Raw genomic sequence first — 20,159 nt, 5'->3', positions numbered from 1 at the left:
GTCAGTCCCTCAGCTCGCCCGGCCGCCGAACACGTCGATCGTGCGGCTCTCCTCGGAGAGCGTGACGACCGCGCGCTTGGTGTCCTTGCGCTTGCCGTAGCCGGTGCGGGAGCGCTTGCGCTTGCCAGGGCGGTTCAGCGTGTTGACGCTGAGCACCTTGACCCCGAACACCTTCTCCACAGCGATCTTGATCTCGGTCTTGTTCGCGTCCGGTCGGACGATGAAGGTGTACTGGCGCTCCTCGAGCAGCCCGTAGCTCTTCTCCGACACCACGGGCGCGAGCAGGATGTCGCGCGGGTCGGGGATCACTTGTCAGCCTCCTTGCGCTGCGAGGGCGGCGGCTGGAACCCGGCCGCCTCGGCCGCCTCGGCGGAGGCGAACCAGACCTCGGCCTCGGTGCGGGCGTAGAACGAGCTGCCCGGCACGTGGTAGAGGTTCGAGTCGCTGTTGCCCTTCACCGGGAAGCCCTCGGGCTGCGACCCGTCGGCCAGCGGCGCGTGGCTCTGGGGCCCGTGCGGGTTCTCGCCGTCGGCGACCGTCTCGCTCTCGCGGGCGATGGCCCTCGCGACCGACGCCCGGGTGGGCGTGGCGATCGGGCCGGCCAGGAAGGCGTCGAGCGCCTCCTGCGTGAACACCACGGCGTCGTTGACGAGCACGTCGTAGGTATTGAGCTGGTCGGGCGCGATCACGTGCACGGTGGGCAGGTTGCGCAGCGAGAGCCACGCGACCTCGTCCTCGCGGCCGACGACCGCCAGCACGCGCCCGGCCTCGCCTGCGACGGCCTCGATGGCCGTGCGAGCCGACTTGGTGGACGGGCTGTCGCCCGTGACCACGGCGGAGACGACGTGCACCAGGCCGGCGCGGGCCCGGTCCGAGAGGGCACCGCGCAGCGCGGCGGCCTTCATCTTCTTGGGGGTCTTCTGCGCGTAGTCGCGTGGCGTGGGGCCGTGCACGACGCCACCGCCCGCGAACTGCGGGGCGCGGGTCGAGCCCTGGCGGGCGCGGCCGGTGCCCTTCTGGCGGTACGGCTTCTTGCCGCCACCGCGGACCTCGCCGCGGGTCTTCGTGTCGTGCGTGCCCTGGCGCGCAGCGGCGAGCTGGGCCACGACGACCTGGTGCATCAGCGGCATGTTGGCCGTGACGTCGAAGACGTGGGCGGGGAGCTCAACGCTGCCGGTCGCCGTGCCCTCGGGGGTCTTGATCTCGACCGATGTCATTACTTCGCACCACCCTTCGCGGCCGTCTTGACGAGCAGCAGACCGCCGCGCGGTCCGGGGACCGCACCCTTGATCAGCAGCAGGCCACGCTCGGTGTCGACCCGGTGCACGGTGAGGTTCTGCGTGGTCACGCGCTCGTTGCCCATGCGGCCGGCCATCCGCAGGCCCTTGAAGACCCGGCCGGGGGTGGCGCAGCCGCCGATGGAGCCCGGCGAGCGGTGCTTGCGCTGGGTGCCGTGGCTGTTGCTGAGGCCCTTGAAGCCGTGGCGCTTCATGACACCCGCGGTGCCCTTGCCCTTGCTCGTGCCCACGACGTCGACCACGGTGCCCGCGTCGAAGACCTCGGCGGTGATCTCCTGGCCGACGCTGTACTCGCCGGCGTCGACGGTGCGCAGCTCGACCAGGTGCCTGCGCGGCGTGGTGCCCGCCTTGGCGAAGTGGCCGGTGCGCGGCTTGTTCACCTTGCGGGGGTCGATCGCGCCGTACGCGAGCTGGACCGCCTTGTAGCCGTCGTTCTCGGGGGTGCGGACCTGCGTCACCACGTTCGGGCCCGCCTGGACCACGGTGACCGGGACCACCCGGTTGTTCTCGTCGAAGACCTGGGTCATCCCGAGCTTGGTGCCCAGGATCCCGGTGATCTGCCTCTCGGTCATCAGTCCAAGCCCTACTGGATGTTGACGTCGACCGACGCCGGGAGGTCGATACGCATGAGCGCGTCCACCGTCTTCGGCGTGGGGTCGAGGATGTCGATCAGCCGCTTGTGGGTGCGCATCTCGAAGTGCTCGCGCGAGTCCTTGTACTTGTGCGGCGAGCGGATGACGCAGTAGATGTTCTTCTCCGTCGGCAGTGGCACCGGCCCGACGACCCGAGCACCCGTGCGCGTGACCGTCTCGACGATCTTGCGCGCGGAGGCGTCGATGGCCTCGTGGTCATAGGCCTTCAGCCTGATGCGGATCTTTTGTCCCGCCATGGTCGTCGGTCGTCCTCTTCTTCCTGCCACTCATGTACGCGTGCCCGGGCGAGCACACGCGGAGGAGCCCCAGCCGCACCGTGGAGGTGCGGCCTCCGGTCTCACTCGGCGTGGGCTCCGGTCCACGAGGTCGGGCGTGTCGCCCCTGCTTCGCAGACCGCTCCCCGGATCACTCGCAACCCCCTGGGGGGTCCCTGTGCTCGGGGGCTGGCGCCAGGCCCGGTGCGCGCGGATCTGATTCCGCGCGCACCGGCGCCTTACGCGCAACCCGTCAAGGATGCCACACGGAAGCGCGGCACCCTCGACCGGGGGTTGGTGCGTGTTACTTGGTGATCTTGATGACCTGGCCGGCGCCCACGGTCCGACCACCCTCGCGGATGGCGAACTGCAGGCCCTCCTCCATGGCGATGGGCTGGATCAGCTTCACGCTCATGGTGGTGTTGTCGCCGGGCATGACCATCTCGGTGCCGGCGGGCAGCGTCACGACGCCCGTCACGTCCGTGGTCCGGAAGTAGAACTGCGGACGGTAGTTGTTGAAGAACGGCGTGTGACGGCCACCCTCGTCCTTGGACAGGATGTAGACCTGGCCCTCGAACTCGGTGTGCGGGGTAGTGGTGCCGGGCTTGGTGACGACCATGCCGCGCTCGACCTGCTCGCGCTTGACACCGCGGAGCAACAGCGCCGCGTTGTCGCCCGCGCGACCCTCGTCGAGGAACTTCTTGAACATCTCGATGGACGTGGTGGTGGTCTTGAACGACTTCTCGCGAATGCCGACGATCTCCACCTCCTCGTTCACCTTGACGATGCCGCGCTCGATGCGGCCGGTGACCACGGTGCCGCGGCCCGAGATCGTGAAGACGTCCTCGACGGGCATGAGGAACGGCTTCTCGATGTCGCGCTCGGGCTCCGGGATGGACTCGTCGACCGCGTCCATCAGCTCGAGCAGCTTCTCGCCCCACTCGGCGTCGCCCTCGAGGGCCTTGAGCGCCGAGACACGGACGATCGGCAGGTCGTCGCCCGGGTACTCCTGCGACGACAGCAGCTCACGGACCTCCAGCTCGACGAGCTCGAGGATCTCCTCGTCGTCGACCATGTCGGCCTTGTTGAGCGCCACGACGATGTAGGGCACACCGACCTGACGGGCGAGCAGCACGTGCTCACGCGTCTGCGGCATCGGGCCGTCGGTGGCCGCGACCACCAGGATGGCGCCGTCCATCTGCGCCGCACCGGTGATCATGTTCTTGATGTAGTCAGCGTGACCGGGGCAGTCGACATGCGCGTAGTGCCGCTTCTCGGTCTGGTACTCGACGTGCGCGATGGAGATCGTGATACCGCGCTGACGCTCCTCAGGAGCCTTGTCGATCTGGTCGAACGCCGACGCCTCGTTGAGGGTGGGGTACTTGTCGTGCAGAACCTTGGTGATGGCCGCCGTCAGCGTGGTCTTGCCGTGGTCGATGTGACCGATCGTGCCGATGTTGACGTGCGGCTTGGTCCGCTCGAACTTCGCCTTCGCCACTTCAGGGTCCTCCTGGACTGTGTTCTTCTTGTCCGCCGTGCTGACGGCAGGTCTTGTGGTGGTGCGGGTGGTGCCTGGGACGAGCCGCGGACCCTACAGGTCCGCGGCACGCGCCTCTTACTCGCCCGTCGCTTTCGCAGTGTTCATTCGGGCTCGCTGCGCGCCTCGCTCGCTGGCGCTCGCTGCGGTGCTCACTCGCCCGTCGCTTTCGCGATGATTTCCTTGGCGACGTTGGTCGGGACCTCCGCGTAGGAGTCGAAGACCATCGTGTAGTTCGCCCGGCCCTGGGTCCGCGACCGGAGGTCGCCGACGTAGCCGAACATCTCCGAGAGCGGCACCAGCGCCTTGACGACGCGGGCACCGGCCCGTTCCTCCATGGCCTGGATCTGGCCACGGCGGGAGTTGAGGTCGCCGATCACGTCGCCCATGTAGTCCTCGGGCGTGGTGACCTCGACGGCCATCATCGGCTCGAGCAGGGCCGGGTCGGCCTTGCGCGCAGCCTCCTTGAGAGCCATCGAGCCGGCGACCTTGAACGCCATCTCGGAAGAGTCGACCTCGTGGTACTGGCCGTCGAGCAGCGTCAGCTTGATGCCGGTCAGCGGGTAGCCCGCCAGCACGCCGTACTGCATGGCGTCCTGGGCGCCTGCGTCGACCGACGGGATGTACTCCCGCGGCACGCGACCACCGGTGACCTTGTTGTCGAACTCGTACAGCGCACCGTCGGCCGTGTCGAGCGGCTCGAGCTTGATGATGACGCGGGCGAACTGGCCCGAACCACCGGTCTGCTTCTTGTGCGTGTACTCGTACTTGTCGACGGTCCGGCGGATCGTCTCGCGGTAGGCCACCTGCGGCTTGCCGATGTTGGCCTCGACCTTGAACTCGCTCTTCATGCGGTTGACCAGCACCTCGAGGTGCAGCTCACCCATACCTGCGAGAATGGTCTGGCCGGTCTCGTCGTCCAGGGAGACCTGGAACGTCGGGTCCTCCTCGGCCAGCTTCTGGATCGCCGTGGAGAGCTTCTCCTGGTCGGCCTTGGTCTTCGGCTCGACCGCGACCTGGATCACCGGGTCGGGGAAGGTCATCGACTCCAGCACGATCGGCGACTGCGGGTCGCTGAGCGTGTCGCCGGTGGTGGTGTCCTTCAGACCGATGACCGCGTAGATGTGACCGACAAGGGCCTCGTCGACCGGGTTCTCCTTGTTGGCGTGCATCTGGAAGATCTTCCCGATGCGCTCCTTGCGGTCCTTGGTCGAGTTGATGACCTGCGAACCAGCGGCGAGCCGGCCCGAGTACACCCGGATGTAGGTCAGCTTGCCGAAGAACGGGTGCGCGGCGATCTTGAAGGCCAGGGCCGAGAACGGCTCCTCCTTCGTGGGGGCGCGGTGCGCGGGGGTCTCCCCGTCCGGCAGCGTGCCCTCGACCGGCGGCAGGTCGATCGGCGACGGCAGGTAGTCGATCACGGCGTCGAGCAGGGGCTGCACGCCCTTGTTCTTGAACGCCGAGCCGCAGAGCACCGGGTAGGCGCTGCGGTTGTTCACGATCTTCCGGACACCGTGCTTGATCTGCTCGGTGGTGAGCTCCTCGCCACCGAGGTAGAGCTCCATCAGGTCGTCGTCGGTCTCGGCGACGGCCTCGACGAGCGCCGTGCGGTACTCCTCGGCCCGCTCGCGCAGGTCGGCCGGGATCTCCTCGACGGCGTAGTCCTCGCCCTTCTGGACCTCACCGCGCCAGGTGAGCGCGCGCATCTCGACCAGGTCGATGACACCGATGAAGTCGTTCTCAGAGCCGATGGGCAGCTGGACCGGGAGCGGCTTGGCACCCAGGCGGTCCTGGATCGTGCTGACGGTGAAGTAGAAGTCCGCGCCCAGCTTGTCCATCTTGTTGACGAAGCAGATGCGGGGGACGTCGTACTTGGTGGCCTGCCGCCAGACCTGCTCGGACTGCGGCTCGACACCTTCCTTGCCGTCGAAGACCGCGACGGCGCCATCGAGCACCCGCAGGTTGCGCTCCACCTCGACGGTGAAGTCGACGTGCCCGGGGGTGTCGATCAGGTTGATCTGGTGGTCTTTCCAGAAGCAGGTGGTGGCGGCCGACGTGATCGTGATGCCGCGCTTCTGCTCCTCCTCCATCCAGTCCATCGTGGCGGCGCCGTCGTGCACCTCACCGATCTTGTAGTTGATCCCGGTGTAGAACAGGATCCGCTCGGTGGTGGTGGTCTTGCCGGCGTCGATGTGCGCCATAATGCCGATGTTGCGGACCTTGCCGAGGTCCGTCAGCACGTCCCGTGCCACTGTCAGCTCTCTTCCGTCAGCAGGTTGGCGCGGACGATCGGCCCGTCACCAGCGGTAGTGGGCGAAGGCCTTGTTGGACTCCGCCATCTTGTGCATGTCCTCGCGCCGCTTCACGCTGGCGCCGAGGCCGTTGCTCGCGTCGAGCAGCTCATTCATCAGCCGGTCGACCATCGTCTTCTCGCGGCGCTGCCCCGCGTAGGACACCAGCCAGCGCAGGCCGAGCGTGGTCTGTCGCACGGCGCGGACCTCGATCGGCACCTGATAGGTGGCGCCACCGACACGGCGGCTGCGCACCTCGAGGGCCGGCTTCACGTTGTCCAGCGCGCGCTTCAGCGTGACGACCGGGTCGGTGCCCGTCTTCTCCCGCGTGCCCTCGAGGGCTGCGTAGACGATGCGCTCGGCGAGGGAGCGCTTGCCGTCCTGGAGCACCTTGTTCACCAGCTGCGTGACCAGCGGCGAGCTGTACACCGGGTCGGAGACCAGAGGCCGCTTCGGCGCGGGGCCTTTACGAGGCATCAGCTCTTCTCCTTCTTCGCGCCGTAGCGGCTGCGGGACTGCTTGCGGTTACGCACACCCTGGGTGTCCAGCGAGCCGCGAATGATCTTGTAGCGAACGCCGGGCAGGTCCTTCACACGACCGCCACGCACGAGCACGATCGAGTGCTCCTGCAGGTTGTGGCCCTCACCGGGGATGTAAGCCGTGACCTCGATGTCGCTGCTGAGCCGCACGCGCGCGACCTTGCGCAGCGCGGAGTTCGGCTTCTTGGGCGTCGTGGTGTACACGCGCGTGCACACCCCGCGGCGCTGGGGGCTCCCCTTGAGCGCTGCGGTCTTGGTCTTGCCGACCTTGTCCTGACGGCCCTTGCGGACCAGCTGCTGGATCGTGGGCATGAACCGTCTGCTTCTTCCCGTCGGTGTCGCTATCTGATGCTCGTGGTGCTGTTCGTGCTGGTGGTGCGTGGTGCCCGGGACACCGGCTGGAAGCCGGCCGCCCTCCCCCGAGGTCGGGCGTGTCCCGATATCGGACGTACTGCCGCCAGGGCACCGAGGTATGAGATCGAGACCTCACGGGGGCCATGGGCCTGCGGTTCCGGCGACCATCGGCCCCACCAACGCGGGATCGGCGACCACTGGGCACGCAGATCGGCCCGACCGTGGTCGAGCGCAAGACAACAGGTTACCCGTCCCGTCGGACGACGGTCAAAACGGGTCCTTGTCGGCGCCTGTCGGTACACGCAGAGTGCCCGAAGGGCGCTTCCCCCGCAAGAGGACGCGCCCGTTCGCCGCTCCGGGAGCCCCGTTCATCGCACGTCTGTGAGCGAGCCTGCCCGGTCGAGTGTTCCGGGTCCCGACGTCCGGTGGGTACCGTCCGGCAGCGCGCCTCCCCAGTGCTGTGGCCGCGCGGCCGACGCGTGCCGTCGTAGCTCCGTTGCTCTCCCCCCGCTTCCTCATGCGCCTGCCTCTGGACGCCACCGGGTACCTCGTGCCGGTCCCCCGTGGCACCCGCCGCAGCACCGACGGGCTCGGCGGTGGACCGCACCAGGTGCTGTTCGTGCACGGCGGTGGCCACCAGGTCGGACGACGCGCAAGCCGCCTAGCGCGCCCAGCGCGGGCCATGACATCCAGCACAACGCATCGCACTCGCCGGTGATTCCGCAGGCGCCGGGAGACCTATCGGACGGACGTGCCGCTCGTCCGAGGCGGCAAGTTCAGAGCCGAGGGGCCGGTGCCGAGCTCCGTCCAGGTGCCGCGGCCGATCACTCCGCTCGTTGGGCGGGGCTGATCAGGTCCGCGAGCGCCCGCAGCCCGGCCGCGACGTCGGCGCCGCTGGGCGCACGCTCCGGGTCGACGATCCACTGCATCATCACGCCGGAGATCAGGGCGTTCTGCACCGACCCGAGCGTCCGGACGCTCTCCTCGGGAACCTCGTCCTCAGGTATCCCGAGCAGCGCGGCCGCGCCCCCGCGCCGGCCTTCCTCCTGACCGTCGGCCAGCAGCTCGCGCAGCTTCGGGTGGTGCTCGGCCTGCACAGCGGCGTCGATGGTCGCGCGCCACATCGCGCGGTGCGTTCCGAACGTCGCGACCATCGCGTTCCACTCCGCGGCCAGCCGGTCGCCTTCCGACGCGGAATGCGCGGCGACCTTCGCGACCGCGTCGCCCCACTCGTCGATCGCCCGGATCAGGGCCGCCATGAGCAGGGCCTCGCGGGAGCCGAAGTGGTAGCCGATGGCCGCGTGGCTCACCCCTGCGGCGGCGGCGATGTCCCGCACCGTCGTCTTCGCCCAGCCCTTGTCGTGGAGGCAGCGCACCGCGCCGTCGAGCAGGTCCTCCCGATTGCCCATGCGGCCCATGCTATCCACTCTTGCCCAAATGGATAAGACATACGTCTTGCCCATTTGGTCAACCCTGCTCTACGGTCCTGCCATCAACTACGGGAGGACTCATGGACACGCAGGTGCTGATCTCGGGCGCGAGCATCGCCGGGCCCACGCTGGCGTACTGGCTCGCGCGCCGGGGGGCAACGGTCACGGTCGTCGAGCGGGCCCCCGCGCTGCGCGGCGGCGGCCACGGCGTCGACTTCCGGGGCGCGCAGATGGAGCTCCTGCGCCGGATGGACCTGCTCGACGCGGTCCGCGCCCGCGAGACGGGCATGGGCGAGCAGCGGATCGTCGACGCCGATGGCCGGGTGCGCGTGCGGATGCCATCGGCGTTCTTCAGCGGGGAGGTCGAGATCGGGCGCGGCGACCTCGCGGAGCTGCTGTACGAGCGCACCGCCGGTCGCGTCGAGTACGTGTTCGGCGACCACGTCACGGCGCTCCACCAAGACCCCGAAGGCGTGGACGTCACGTTCGCCGGCGGGCCTGCCCGCCGCTTCGACCTGGTCGTCGGCGCCGACGGCCTGCACTCCGGCGTCCGGGCCGCCGCCTTCGGCCCCGAGGAGCGGTTCCGCGCCTTCCTCGGGCACTACCAGGCCGGCTTCACGATGCCGAACGAGCTGGGCCTCGACCGCACCGGGCTGATGTACAACGAACCGGGCCGCGGGGTGACGGTCTCCAGCGGGCGCGACACAGCGGTCGCCGGCGTCGGGTTCGTGTTCTCGTCGGACGAGCTCACCTACGACCGGCACGATGGCGCCGCGCTCACCGAGCTCGTTCGCAGGCGCTACGCCGGCGCCGGATGGGAGACACCGCGCCTGCTCCGTGCCCTGGGCGGGGCCACCGACCTGTACTTCGACGCGCTCGCGCAGATACACCTGGACGGCTGGTCAATGGACCGGGTCGTGTTGCTCGGTGACGCCGCATGGTGCGCGGGCCCGGGCGGGTCCGGAACCGGCCTCGCGATGATGGGCGCCTATGTGCTGGCCGCCGAGCTCGACGCGGCCGGCGACGGCGGGCACAGCCTGGCGTTCGAACGCTACGAGGCCGTCACACGGAAGGCCGCGGCGGTCGGACAGCGGCAGGCGAAGGGTGCGGGTGCCTTCCTCGCACCGGCGACGGAGAAGGCGATCCGCCAACGCGACCGTGGCTACCGGATGCTCTCCAGCCGCATCCTGCTGCCGCTGTTCAACCGGATCACGGCGGGCGCAGCCAACGCGTTGACGCTGGACGCCTACCCCGAGAGCGTTCCTGCCGTGCGATAGCCGCTGGCGGACAGCCCCCGGACAGACGAACGGGGCCGGGCACCGCCGCGGGAGAGCGGTGTCCGGCCCCGTTCGAGGCTCGGCTTCGGGCGCTACCTGTTACCGGTAGTCGCGACCGAAGTCGTAGTCGTCCAGTGGCACCGCGGCACCGGTGCCCGTGCCGAACACGTCGGGGCTGTAGTAGCCGTCGTCGTAGCTCGGCAGCGCGTAGGCGGCCGCGCGGGCCTCCTCGGTGGGCTGGACCTGGATGTTGCGGTACCGGTTGATGCCGGTGCCTGCCGGGATCAGCTTGCCGATGATCACGTTCTCCTTGAGCCCGACGAGCTTGTCGCGCTTTCCGTTGATCGCGGCATCGGTGAGGATCCGGGTGGTCTCCTGGAACGAGGCCGCGGACAGCCACGACTCCGTGGCCAGCGAGGCCTTCGTGATCCCCATCAGCACCGGACGACCGGAGGCTGGCTCGCCGCCCTCGGCCACCACCCGGCGGTTCTGCGTCTCGAAGTCGGCCCGCTCGGCCAGCGCTCCCGGCAGGAACTCCGTGGCGCCCGAGTCGATGATCGTGACCCGGCGCAGCATCTGCCGGATGATCACCTCGATGTGCTTGTCGTGGATGTCCACGCTCTGCGTGCGGTACACCTTCTGCACCTCACGCACCAGGTGCAGCTGCACCTCGCGCGGGCCCATGACGCGCAGCACCTCGTGCGGGTCGGCCGTGCCCTCCAGGAGCAGCTGGCCCACGTGCACGTGGTCACCGTCGGCGAGCGGCCGCTCCTGGCCGTCGACGACGATCATCGCCAGCCACTGCCGCTTCGACAGCTTCTCGTAGACGATCTCCTCGCCGCCGTCGTCCGGGGTGAGAGTGATCTTCCAGAAGCGCTCGCCGTCCTCGATGGCGATGCGGCCGTCGACGTCGGCGATGGGCGCCTTGCCCTTCGGGACCCGGGCCTCGAAGAGCTCCTGCACACGCGGCAGACCGGTGGTGATGTCGTCACCGGCGACACCGCCCTGGTGGAAGGTGCGCATCGTCAGCTGCGTGCCGGGCTCACCGATGGACTGCGCCGCGACGATCCCGACGGCCTCGCCCACGTCCACCAGCTTGCCGGTGGCCATCGAGCGGCCGTAGCACATCGCACAGATCCCGGTGGCGGACACGCAGGTCAGCGCGCTGCGCACCTTGATCTGCCGGACGCCCGCGGCCACCAGCGCGTCGAGCGCCGGGTCGCCGAGGTCGTCGCCGCGACGAATCACGAACTCGCCGTCCGGACCCACGACGTCCTCACCCGACGAGCGGGCGTACACCGAGGTGCGCAGGTAGCGGTGCGGGATGAGCCGCCCGTCGCCCGCCTCCTCGGTGACCGGCATCGTGATGGAGCGCTCGGTGCCACAGTCGACCTCGCGGACGATGACGTCCTGCGACACGTCCACCAGACGACGGGTCAGGTAACCCGAGTCGGCGGTGCGCAGCGCCGTGTCGGCCAGACCCTTGCGGGTGCCGTGCGTGGAGATGAAGTACTCCAGCACCGTGAGGCCCTCACGGAAGTTGGCCTTGATCGGACGGGGGATGTACTCGCCCTTCGGGTTGGCCACCAGACCACGCATACCGGCGAGCTGCCGGACCTGGGTCATGTTGCCCGCCGCGCCCGACTTCACGATCGTCGGGATCGGGTTGTCCTCGGGGAAGTTCTCCTCCATGGCCCGGGCCACCTCTTCGGAGGCCTGGGTCCAGATCTTGACCATCTCGTCGTTGCGCTCCTGGTGGGAGAGCGCACCGCGCTGGTAGCGCTTGTTGACCTGGTCGGCCTTGACCTCATAGCCATCCAGGATCGCCTGCTTGTTCGGCGGCACGACGACGTCGGAGACGGCCATGGTGACGCCGGAGCGCGTGGCCCAGTAGAAGCCCGCGTCCTTCAGCCGGTCCAGGACCTGCGCGACCTCGGTCATCGAGTAGCGCTCGGCCAGGTCGTTGATGATCGCGGCCTGGCGCTTCTTCGGCAGCAGCTCGTTGACGTACGGGTAGTCCGCCGGGAGCAGCTCGTTGAACAGGACCCGGCCGAGCGTGGTGTCGGCGAGCCATGGGTCGCCCTGCTGCCAGCCGTCGGCTGCCAGCTCGGCGGCGCGGGCCACGGACGGGACCAGGTCGGTGAGCCGGATCTTGATCGGCGCCTGCAGGTGCAGCACCTTGCGGTCGTAGGCCATGATCGCCTCGGCAGGCGAGGAGAACACGTGGCCCTCACCGGTGGCGCCCTCGCGCAGCCGGCTCAGGTGGAACAGGCCCGTGACCATGTCCAGGCGAGGCATGGCCAGCGGACGGCCGGAGGCCGGCGACAGGATGTTGTTGCTCGAGAGCATCAGCACCCTGGCCTCGGACTGCGCCTCGGCCGACAGCGGCAGGTGCACCGCCATCTGGTCACCGTCGAAGTCGGCGTTGAACGCCTCACAGACCAGCGGGTGCAGCTGGATGGCCTTGCCCTCCACCAGCTGCGGCTCGAAGGCCTGGATGCCGAGGCGGTGCAGGGTCGGTGCGCGGTTGAGCAGCACCGGGTGCTCGGAGATGACCTCCTCGAGCACGTCCCACACCTGCGAGCGGCCACGCTCGACCATGCGCTTCGCGGACTTGATGTTCTGCGCGTGGTTGAGGTCGACCAGCCGCTTCATCACGAACGGCTTGAACAGCTCCAGCGCCATCTGCTTGGGCAGGCCGCACTGGTGCAGCTTCAGCTGCGGGCCGACCACGATGACCGAACGGCCCGAGTAGTCGACGCGCTTGCCGAGCAGGTTCTGGCGGAACCGGCCCTGCTTGCCCTTGAGCAGGTCGGACAGCGACTTGAGCGGGCGGTTGCCCGGCCCGGTGACCGGACGGCCACGGCGGCCGTTGTCGAACAGCGCGTCGACGGCCTCCTGCAGCATCCGCTTCTCGTTGTTGACGATGATCTCGGGGGCGCCGAGGTCGATCAGTCGCTTGAGGCGGTTGTTGCGGTTGATGACCCGGCGGTACAGGTCGTTCAGGTCCGAGGTCGCGAAGCGGCCACCGTCGAGCTGCACCATCGGGCGCAGGTCCGGCGGGATGACCGGCACGCAGTCGAGCACCATGCCCATCGGGCTGTTGCCGGTGGTCTGGAACGCCGCGACGACCTTGAGGCGCTTCAGGGCGCGGAGCTTCTTCTGCCCCTTGCCGCTGCGGATGGTCTCCCGCAGGTTTTCGGCCTCGGCCGGGATGTCGAAGTTCTGCAGCAGGGTCTGGATCGCCTCGGCACCCATGGACCCGGTGAAGTAGTCGCCGTAGCGGTCGTAGAGCTCGCGGTAGAGCCCCTCGTCCGCGATCAGCTGCTGCACGTCGAGCTTGGTGAAGGTGCTCCAGATCTCGTCGAGCCGGTCCAGCTCGCGCTGGGCGCGGTCGCGGAGCTGGCGCATCTCGCGCTCGCCACCCTCCTTGACCTTCCGGCGGACGTCGCTCTTGGCGCCCTCCGCCTCGAGCTCGGCGATGTCGGCCTCGAGCTTCTGGGCCCGCGCCTCCAGGTCGGCGTCACGGCGCTGCTCGACCCGCTTGCGCTCCACGCTCATCTCGTTCTCGAGCGTGGACAGGTCGGTGTGGCGCAGCTCCGTGTTCACCGAGGTGATGACGTAGGCCGCGAAGTAGATGATCTTCTCGAGGTCCTTGGGCGCCAGGTCGAGCAGATAGCCCAGCCGGCTCGGCACACCCTTGAAGTACCAGATGTGCGTGACCGGGGCGGCCAGCTCGATGTGGCCCATCCGCTCACGCCGCACCTTGGCGCGCGTGACCTCCACGCCGCAGCGCTCGCAGATGATGCCCTTGAACCGGACGCGCTTGTACTTGCCGCAGTAGCACTCCCAGTCGCGGGTCGGACCGAAGATCTTCTCGCAGAAGAGCCCGTCCTTCTCCGGCTTGAGGGTGCGGTAGTTGATGGTCTCGGGCTTCTTGACCTCGCCGTGCGACCACTGACGGATGTCCTCGGCGGTGGCCAGGCCGATGCGCAGCTCGTCGAAGAAGTTGACGTCGAGCACGTGTGTCCTCAGTTCCTTCGTTGTCGGCTCTGGGCGGGTCAGTTGACGACGTCGTCGACGGTCATCGAGTCGGACCCGGGGCGGCTGGACAGGTTGATGCCCAGGTTCGCCGCGGCCCGCTCGAGGTCCTCGTCGTCGGTGTCGCGCATCTCGATTGCCGCACCGTCGCTCGAGAGCACCTCGACGTTCAGGCAGAGCGACTGGAGTTCCTTCAGCAGCACCTTGAACGACTCCGGGATGCCCGGCTCGGGGATGTTCTCCCCCTTGACGATGGCCTCGTAGACCTTCACGCGGCCCACCACGTCGTCGGACTTGATGGTGAGCAGCTCCTGCAGGGTGTAGGCGGCGCCGTACGCCTGCATCGCCCAGCACTCCATCTCGCCGAACCGCTGGCCACCGAACTGAGCCTTACCGCCCAGCGGCTGCTGCGTGATCATCGAGTAGGGACCGGTGGAGCGCGCGTGGATCTTGTCGTCCACGAGGTGCGCCAGCTTCAGGATGTACATGTAGCCCACGGCCACCGGGAACGGGTACGGCTCGCCGGAGCGGCCGTCGAGCAGCGTGGCCTTCCCGTCGGGGCCGACCATGCGCTCGCCGTCGCGGTTGGGCCGCGTGGCGCCGAGCAGCCCGGTGATCTCGTGCTCCTTCGCGCCGTCGAAGACCGGGGTGGCGGTCTTCGTGCCCGGCGGCACGGAGTAGAGGTCCTCAGGCATCTTCGACGCCCAGTCCGGCTTGCCCTCGACCTCCCAGCCGGACTTGGCGATCCACCCCAGGTGGGTCTCCAGGACCTGGCCGATGTTCATACGACGGGGCACGCCGTGGGTGTTGAGGATGATGTCGACCGGCGTGCCGTCCGGGAGGAACGGCATGTCCTCGGCGGGAAGGATCTTGCCGATGACGCCCTTGTTGCCGTGGCGGCCTGCGAGCTTGTCGCCGTCCTGGATCTTGCGCTTCTGGGCGACGTAGACGCGGACCAGCTCGTTGACGCCCGGCGCCAGCTCGTCCTCGTCGTCGCGCGAGAAGACGCGGATGCCGATGACCTTGCCGTTCTCGCCGTGCGGCACCTTGAGCGAGGTGTCACGCACCTCGCGCGCCTTCTCACCGAAGATCGCGCGGAGCAGGCGCTCCTCCGGGGTGAGCTCAGTCTCGCCCTTGGGCGTGACCTTGCCGACCAGGATGTCGCCGGGCTGGACCTCGGCGCCGATCCGGATGATGCCGCGCTCGTCGAGGTCGGCGAGGACCTCCTCGGAGACGTTCGGGATGTCCCGGGTGATCTCCTCGGCGCCCAGCTTGGTGTCGCGGGCGTCGATCTCGTGCTCCTCGATGTGGATCGACGTCAGCACGTCGTCCTGCACCAGGCGCTGCGAGAGGATGATCGCGTCCTCGTAGTTGTGGCCCTCCCACGGCATGATCGCCACGAGCAGGTTCTTGCCGAGGGCCATCTCGCCGTCCTCGGTGCACGGCCCGTCCGCGATGACCTGCCCGACCTCGACGCGCGCGCCCTCGTCGACGATCGGCTTCTGGTTGTTGCAGGTGCCCTGGTTGGAGCGGCGGAACTTGTTGAGCCGGTACGTGGTGCGCGTGCCGTCGTCGGCCATCACGGTGATGTAGTCGGCGCACAGCTCCTCGACCACACCGGCCTTGTCGGCCACCAGCACGTCGCCGGCGTCGACCGCGGCCCGCAGCTCCATGCCCGTGCCGACCAGCGGCGACTCGCTGCGCAGCAGCGGCACCGCCTGACGCTGCATGTTGGCGCCCATCAGCGCGCGGTTGGCGTCGTCGTGCTCGAGGAACGGGATGAGCGCCGTTGCGACCGACACCATCTGGCGCGGCGAGACGTCGATGTAGTCGACGCCCGTCGGGGAGATGTAGTCGACCTCGCCACCCTTACGGCGGACGAGGACGCGCTCCTCCTGGAAGTGGCCCTCGTCCGTCAGCGGCGCGTTGGCCTGCGCGATGACGAAGCGGTCCTCCTCGTCGGCGGTGAGGTAGTCGATCTGCTCGGTGACCTGGCCCTCGTCGACCTTGCGGTACGGGGTCTGGATGAAGCCGAACGGGTTGACCTGCGCGAACGTGGACAGCGAGCCGATCAGGCCGATGTTCGGGCCCTCGGGGGTCTCGATCGGGCACATCCGGCCGTAGTGGCTGGGGTGCACGTCGCGGACCTCGAAGCCCGCCCGCTCACGGGACAGACCACCCGGGCCGAGCGCCGAGAGGCGGCGCTTGTGGGTGAGGCCGGCCAGCGGGTTGTGCTGGTCCATGAACTGCGACAGCTGCGAGGTGCCGAAGAACTCCTTGATCGCCGCCACGACCGGGCGGATGTTGATCAGGGTCTGCGGCGTGATCGCCTCGACGTCCTGCGTGGTCATGCGCTCGCGGACGACGCGCTCCATCCGGGACAGGCCGACGCGGACCTGGTTCTGGATGAGCTCGCCGACCGTGCGCAGACGCCGGTTGCCGAAGTGGTCGATGTCGTCGGTCTCGACCGGCACCTCGACGCCGCCGTTGCCCTCGGCGTCGGCCCCCGTGCGCATCGTGGTCTCGCCGGCGTGCAGCCGGACGAGGTACTCGATGGTGGTGGCGATGTCCTCCTCGGTCAGCGTGCCGACCGAGGTGTCGATGGTGAGGCCGAGCTTCTTGTTGGCCTTGTAGCGGCCGACCTTGGCCAGGTCGTAGCGCTTGTCCTTGAAGAACAGGTTCTCCAGGAGCGTCTGCGCGCTCTCGCGCGTGGGCGGCTCGCCGGGACGCAGCTTGCGGTAGATGTCGAGCAGCGCCTCGTCCTGCCCGGCGGTGTGGTCCTTCTCCAGTGTCGCGAGGATCGTCTCGGAGAACCCGAAGCGCTGCTGGATCTGCTCGGCGGTCCAACCGAGGGCCTTCAGCAGCACGGTGACCGGCTGGCGGCGCTTGCGGTCGATACGCACACCCACGGTGTCGCGCTTGTCGACGTCGAACTCCAGCCACGCACCCCGGCTCGGGATGATCTTGACGGAGTAGACGTCCTTCTCGGTCGTCTTGTCGATCGCGTGGTCGAAGTAGACGCCCGGCGAGCGGACCAACTGGGATACGACGACACGCTCGGTGCCGTTGATGATGAACGTGCCCTTGCTGGTCATCACCGGGAAGTCGCCCATGAACACCGTCTGGCTCTTGATCTCGCCGGTGGTGTTGTTGGTGAACTCTGCGGTGACGAACAGCGGGGCCCCGTAGGTCATGTCCTTGTCCCGGCACTCCTCTTCGGAGGCCTTGACCTCGTCGAAGCGAGGGTCGGAGAACGACAGGGACATGGACCCTGAGAAGTCCTCGATCGGAGAGATCTCCGTGAGGATCTCCTCGAGACCACCCATTGGGTTCTCGTCGCCGGCATCGATCCGCCTCTGGAACCACGCCTCGTTGCCGACCAGCCACTCGAAGGACTGGATCTGGAGGTCGAGGAGATCGGGCACCTCAAGGGGCTCGCGGATCTTCGCGAAGGTGACCCGAGTAGGAGCACCGGGGAAGTTCGGGTTCGCCGAGACGGAAGCGGGCGCGGGGGTCGCGAGGGGGCTGGTGGCGCGGGACGAAGCCAAGATGCGTCCTTCCGAGAACTGCGCTCTCGTCTGGCGTGCACCGGCACCCGCGCGCTACCGTCTGCTCGTCCGGCCCGGGCGGGAGGTCCGGGTCGAGCGGGCTCGCGGATGCGGGTTCCGGGGCACGCCGTCTGTTGTCAGGCGCAGCCTCCGACCAGGAGCGCGTGAGGCCCTCAGGAACCCCCTGCGGGGGAAGAACCCTCTGAGCGCGCACGCGTAGCTGGACGGAGGCAGCGCAAAGAGGCAGTCTAGCTGCAAATGCAGCCGCTGTCGAGACAGGTCGCCGAGACAACCATCGAGATCTAAGAGTGACCTTTCAGCCGCACCGCGTCAAGACTCTACGCGTCGGTAAGTGGTCCCTTTCGCGGGACGACCGGAGCGGACGGCCTGATCAGCGCCTGGTTGACCGCTCATCGTGCGGATCAGACCCGATCGTGTGTCCACCGGTCGAGTGCTCCCAGCGGGCCCCCGACCACGGGCCTGCACCCGCCGACCGTCCCCGCTGGTTTCCCCACCGTACTCGCGCCGGTACCGGCGCGGAGGACCGAGGTCCACCCGTTCGGAGGTCGCTCGACCATGTGTCGGGCTCGCTTGACACCTTCTGACCCCCGGCACACGATCGGCCACCGACCCCTCCGCCACAGTAGGAGACGATGATGTCCGACGCCCCCGCGATGGTCGAGCCGCTCGGCCCCGACGCTCCCTCCGACTGCCGGGGAAGCTCCGACTGCCGGGGACGCTCCGACTGCCGGGGAAGCCTGCCGCGATGAGCAGCGCCTACGACGAGCGACCGTGGCTCGCCCGCTACGACGCGGGCCAGCCCGCAGACCTCGAACCCGAGTTCACCGACGCGCTCGCCATGTTCCGGGCCGCGGTGGAACGCAACCCCGGCGGCGACGCCATCCGCTACTTCGACGGCCGCATCACGCTCCGCGAGCTGGACGAGCTGACGGACGCCTTCGCCGTCGGGATGCTCGAGACCGGGTTCGAGACGGGCGACCGGGTGGCGCTCTACCTGCAGAACGTGCCGCAGTTCGTGATCGGGCTCGTCGGAACGTGGAAGGCGGGCGGGATCGCCGTCTCGATCAACCCGATGAACCGGCAGCGCGAGCTGGAGTTGCTGCTCACCGACTCCGGCGCCCGGGTGCTCGTGTGCCTGCAGAGCCTCTACCGGGACGTCGCCGCCGACGTGGTCGGCCGCACGGCGGTACAGACCGTCGTCACGACGTCGGAGCGGGAGCACCAGAACCGCGACGACCCGCGCGCGTTCCCCGACCAGGAGCCCGTCGACGTGACCGGCACCGAGGACATGGCCGGGATGATCGAGCGGTACCGCGGGCAGGTGCCGCCGCCCACGTCCTTCTCCCCCGGTGACACAGCGTTCCTGACCTATACGTCCGGCACCACCGGCCCGCCCAAGGGCGCGATGAACACGCACGGGAACGTGGTGTTCAACAGCCAGACCTACCGCGAGCTGTGCCGCCTCGGCTCCGACGACGTGGTGCTCGGCGTCGCGCCGCTGTTCCACATCACCGGGCTGATCGGCCACGTCACCGCCAGCCTGCTGCTCGGGGTGCCCCTCGTGCTGTTCCACCGCTTCGAGCCGTCGCTCGCGATCGAGACGATCCGCGAGCAGCGGCCCACGTTCACCGTCGGCTCGATCACGGCGTTCATCGCGCTCATGAACGCGCCGAACGCCGACCGGGACGCGCTCTCGTCGCTCACGAAGATCTGGTCGGGCGGGGCGCCGATCCCGCCGTCGACGGTCAAGGCGTTCTCCGCGGCCTTCGGGCAGTACATCCACAACGTCTACGGCCTGACCGAGACCACCTCCCCGTCGCACGGCGTCCCCGCGGACGCCGAGGCGCCGGTGGACGAGACGTCCGGCGCGCTGTCGGTGGGCGTGCCGGTCTACAACACGATTGTGCGGATCGTCGGCGACGACGGGCAGGACGTCCCTCCGGGGGAGATCGGCGAGATCGTCACGACGGGCCCGCAGGTCGTCTCGGGCTATTGGGGCAAGCCGGAGGAGACCGAACGCGCCATCCCGGGCGGCGCCCTGCACACCGGCGACGTCGGCTACATGGACGAGACCGGCTGGTTCTACATCGTCGACCGCAAGAAGGACCAGATCAACGCGGGCGGCTACAAGGTCTGGCCGCGTGAGGTGGAGGACGTGCTCTACGAGCACGACGCGGTGCGGGAGGCCGCAGTCGTGGGGGTGCCGGACGAGTACCGGGGCGAGACGGTGAAGGCGTTCGTCAGCCTGCGGCCGGGCCGGTCCGTGACGGCCGAGGAGCTGATCGCGTTCGCCAAGGAGCGCATGGCGGCTTACAAGTACCCGCGGCAGGTGGAGTTCCTCGACGAGATCCCGAAGACCGTGACCGGGAAGCTGCTGCGCCGCGAGCTGCGGGCGCGGGAGGACCAGGGCTGATACACCGCGGACGGGAAACGCGGCGAGGGGCGGCACCCGATGCGGGTGCCGCCCCTCGCTGTCGTACTGGGTGGCGCGGCGTCAGGTCAGGCTGACCTTGGCGCCGGCCTCCTCGAGCTTGGTCTTCGCGGCGTCGGCCGCGTCCTTGGCCACGCCCTCCAGGATCGGCTTCGGGGCCGACTCCACGAGGTCCTTGGCCTCCTTCAGGCCGAGGCCCGAGACGAGCTCGCGGACGACCTTGATGACCTGGATCTTCTTGTCACCGGCGGCCTCGAGGACGACGTTGAACTCGTCCTTCTCCTCGGGGGCCTCGGCAGCGGCGGCACCGGCGGCCGGGCCGGCCGCGGCGACGGCGACCGGGGCGGCGGCGGTGACGTCGAAGGTCTCCTCGAACTTCTTCACGAACTCCGAGAGCTCGATGAGGGTGAGGTCCTTGAAGGCCTCGAGCAGCTCGTCGGTGGACAGCTTCGCCATGGTGGTTCCTCTTTCGGTGATGCGGTACG

14 protein-coding genes are annotated in these 20,159 nt (G+C 68.8%); 2 read left to right on the top strand and 12 right to left on the bottom strand.

Going from position 1 to position 20,159, the window contains the following annotated elements; translation table 11 throughout:
- Nucleotides 1-9: 9 nt before the first annotated feature.
- From rplW to ABD143_RS30575, 9 genes are all read right to left on the bottom strand, one after another.
- On the bottom strand, nt 10-309 hold the full coding sequence (gene rplW, locus ABD143_RS30615) for a 50S ribosomal protein L23 (protein ID WP_343984919.1): 300 nt from the start codon (nt 307-309) through the stop codon (nt 10-12).
- Nucleotides 306-1,217 (bottom strand): 50S ribosomal protein L4, sunset domain variant, encoded by a 912-nt coding sequence (gene rplD / locus ABD143_RS30610; RefSeq protein ID WP_465269681.1) that lies wholly within the window; start codon nt 1,215-1,217, stop codon nt 306-308. The genes rplW and rplD overlap by 4 nt, the downstream gene beginning before the upstream one ends.
- The gene (gene rplC, locus ABD143_RS30605) at nt 1,217-1,870 is read right to left on the bottom strand and encodes a 50S ribosomal protein L3 (RefSeq protein ID WP_343984918.1); all 654 of its coding nucleotides are present in this window, start codon (nt 1,868-1,870) and stop codon (nt 1,217-1,219) included. The genes rplD and rplC overlap by 1 nt, the downstream gene beginning before the upstream one ends.
- 11 nt (nt 1,871-1,881) lie before the next feature.
- On the bottom strand, nt 1,882-2,187 hold the full coding sequence (gene rpsJ / locus ABD143_RS30600; RefSeq protein WP_040804197.1) for a 30S ribosomal protein S10: 306 nt from the start codon (nt 2,185-2,187) through the stop codon (nt 1,882-1,884).
- 322 nt (nt 2,188-2,509) lie between these two features.
- On the bottom strand, nt 2,510-3,703 hold the full coding sequence (gene tuf / locus ABD143_RS30595) for an elongation factor Tu (protein ID WP_343984917.1): 1,194 nt from the start codon (nt 3,701-3,703) through the stop codon (nt 2,510-2,512).
- 191 nt (nt 3,704-3,894) lie between these two features.
- The gene (fusA, locus tag ABD143_RS30590; RefSeq protein ID WP_343984916.1) at nt 3,895-5,994 is read right to left on the bottom strand and encodes an elongation factor G; all 2,100 of its coding nucleotides are present in this window, start codon (nt 5,992-5,994) and stop codon (nt 3,895-3,897) included.
- Nucleotides 5,995-6,039: 45 nt separating this feature from the next.
- The gene (gene rpsG, locus ABD143_RS30585; RefSeq protein WP_343984915.1) at nt 6,040-6,510 is read right to left on the bottom strand and encodes a 30S ribosomal protein S7; all 471 of its coding nucleotides are present in this window, start codon (nt 6,508-6,510) and stop codon (nt 6,040-6,042) included.
- Nucleotides 6,510-6,884, bottom strand: a complete 375-nt coding sequence (gene rpsL / locus ABD143_RS30580; protein ID WP_142051261.1) for a 30S ribosomal protein S12 — start codon at nt 6,882-6,884, stop codon at nt 6,510-6,512. Before rpsL ends, rpsG begins: the two co-directional genes overlap by 1 nt.
- Nucleotides 6,885-7,750: 866 nt before the next feature.
- Complete coding sequence (locus ABD143_RS30575; RefSeq protein WP_343984914.1) at nt 7,751-8,335, bottom strand: TetR/AcrR family transcriptional regulator; 585 nt, start codon at nt 8,333-8,335, stop codon at nt 7,751-7,753.
- Between the two features lie 101 nt (nt 8,336-8,436).
- Between ABD143_RS30575 and ABD143_RS30570 the strand changes: the two genes are divergently transcribed.
- Nucleotides 8,437-9,633 (top strand): FAD-dependent monooxygenase, encoded by a 1,197-nt coding sequence (locus tag ABD143_RS30570; protein ID WP_343984913.1) that lies wholly within the window; start codon nt 8,437-8,439, stop codon nt 9,631-9,633.
- A gap of 99 nt (nt 9,634-9,732) precedes the next feature.
- Here ABD143_RS30570 and ABD143_RS30565 read toward each other — a convergent pair whose 3' ends face one another.
- On the bottom strand, nt 9,733-13,656 hold the full coding sequence (locus ABD143_RS30565; protein WP_343984912.1) for a DNA-directed RNA polymerase subunit beta': 3,924 nt from the start codon (nt 13,654-13,656) through the stop codon (nt 9,733-9,735).
- Nucleotides 13,657-13,694: 38 nt separating this feature from the next.
- Nucleotides 13,695-17,222, bottom strand: coding sequence for a DNA-directed RNA polymerase subunit beta (gene rpoB, locus ABD143_RS30560; RefSeq protein WP_343984911.1), 3,528 nt, complete (start codon nt 17,220-17,222; stop codon nt 13,695-13,697).
- Nucleotides 17,223-17,988: 766 nt separating this feature from the next.
- On the opposite strand from rpoB, the gene ABD143_RS30555 reads away from it, so the two are divergent.
- Nucleotides 17,989-19,656, top strand: coding sequence for a class I adenylate-forming enzyme family protein (locus ABD143_RS30555; protein WP_343984910.1), 1,668 nt, complete (start codon nt 17,989-17,991; stop codon nt 19,654-19,656).
- Between the two features lie 81 nt (nt 19,657-19,737).
- Here ABD143_RS30555 and rplL read toward each other — a convergent pair whose 3' ends face one another.
- Nucleotides 19,738-20,130, bottom strand: a complete 393-nt coding sequence (gene rplL, locus ABD143_RS30550) for a 50S ribosomal protein L7/L12 (RefSeq protein WP_343984909.1) — start codon at nt 20,128-20,130, stop codon at nt 19,738-19,740.
- Between the last annotated feature and the right edge of the window lie 29 nt (nt 20,131-20,159).

Origin of the sequence: Pseudonocardia aurantiaca (assembly GCF_039526725.1) — a bacterium.
In the GTDB taxonomy this organism is placed as follows: domain Bacteria; phylum Actinomycetota; class Actinomycetes; order Mycobacteriales; family Pseudonocardiaceae; genus Pseudonocardia; species Pseudonocardia aurantiaca.
The sequence above is the reverse complement of the archived record's forward strand: the minus strand, read 5'-3'. Positions and strand labels throughout refer to the sequence as shown.

What these genes read in the sequence shown, in the direction of transcription:
- rplD (WP_465269681.1), bottom strand. Translation starts at nt 1,217, where the DNA reads ATGACATCGGTCGAGATCAAGACCCCCGAGGGCACGGCGACCGGCAGC.
- rplC (WP_343984918.1), bottom strand. Translation starts at nt 1,870, where the DNA reads ATGACCGAGAGGCAGATCACCGGGATCCTGGGCACCAAGCTCGGGATG.
- rpsJ (WP_040804197.1), bottom strand. Translation starts at nt 2,187, where the DNA reads ATGGCGGGACAAAAGATCCGCATCAGGCTGAAGGCCTATGACCACGAG.
- rpsG (WP_343984915.1), bottom strand. Translation starts at nt 6,510, where the DNA reads ATGCCTCGTAAAGGCCCCGCGCCGAAGCGGCCTCTGGTCTCCGACCCG.
- rpsL (WP_142051261.1), bottom strand. Translation starts at nt 6,884, where the DNA reads ATGCCCACGATCCAGCAGCTGGTCCGCAAGGGCCGTCAGGACAAGGTC.
- ABD143_RS30575 (WP_343984914.1), bottom strand. Translation starts at nt 8,335, where the DNA reads ATGGGCAATCGGGAGGACCTGCTCGACGGCGCGGTGCGCTGCCTCCAC.
- ABD143_RS30570 (WP_343984913.1), top strand. Translation starts at nt 8,437, where the DNA reads ATGGACACGCAGGTGCTGATCTCGGGCGCGAGCATCGCCGGGCCCACG.
- ABD143_RS30555 (WP_343984910.1), top strand. Translation starts at nt 17,989, where the DNA reads ATGAGCAGCGCCTACGACGAGCGACCGTGGCTCGCCCGCTACGACGCG.
- rplL (WP_343984909.1), bottom strand. Translation starts at nt 20,130, where the DNA reads ATGGCGAAGCTGTCCACCGACGAGCTGCTCGAGGCCTTCAAGGACCTC.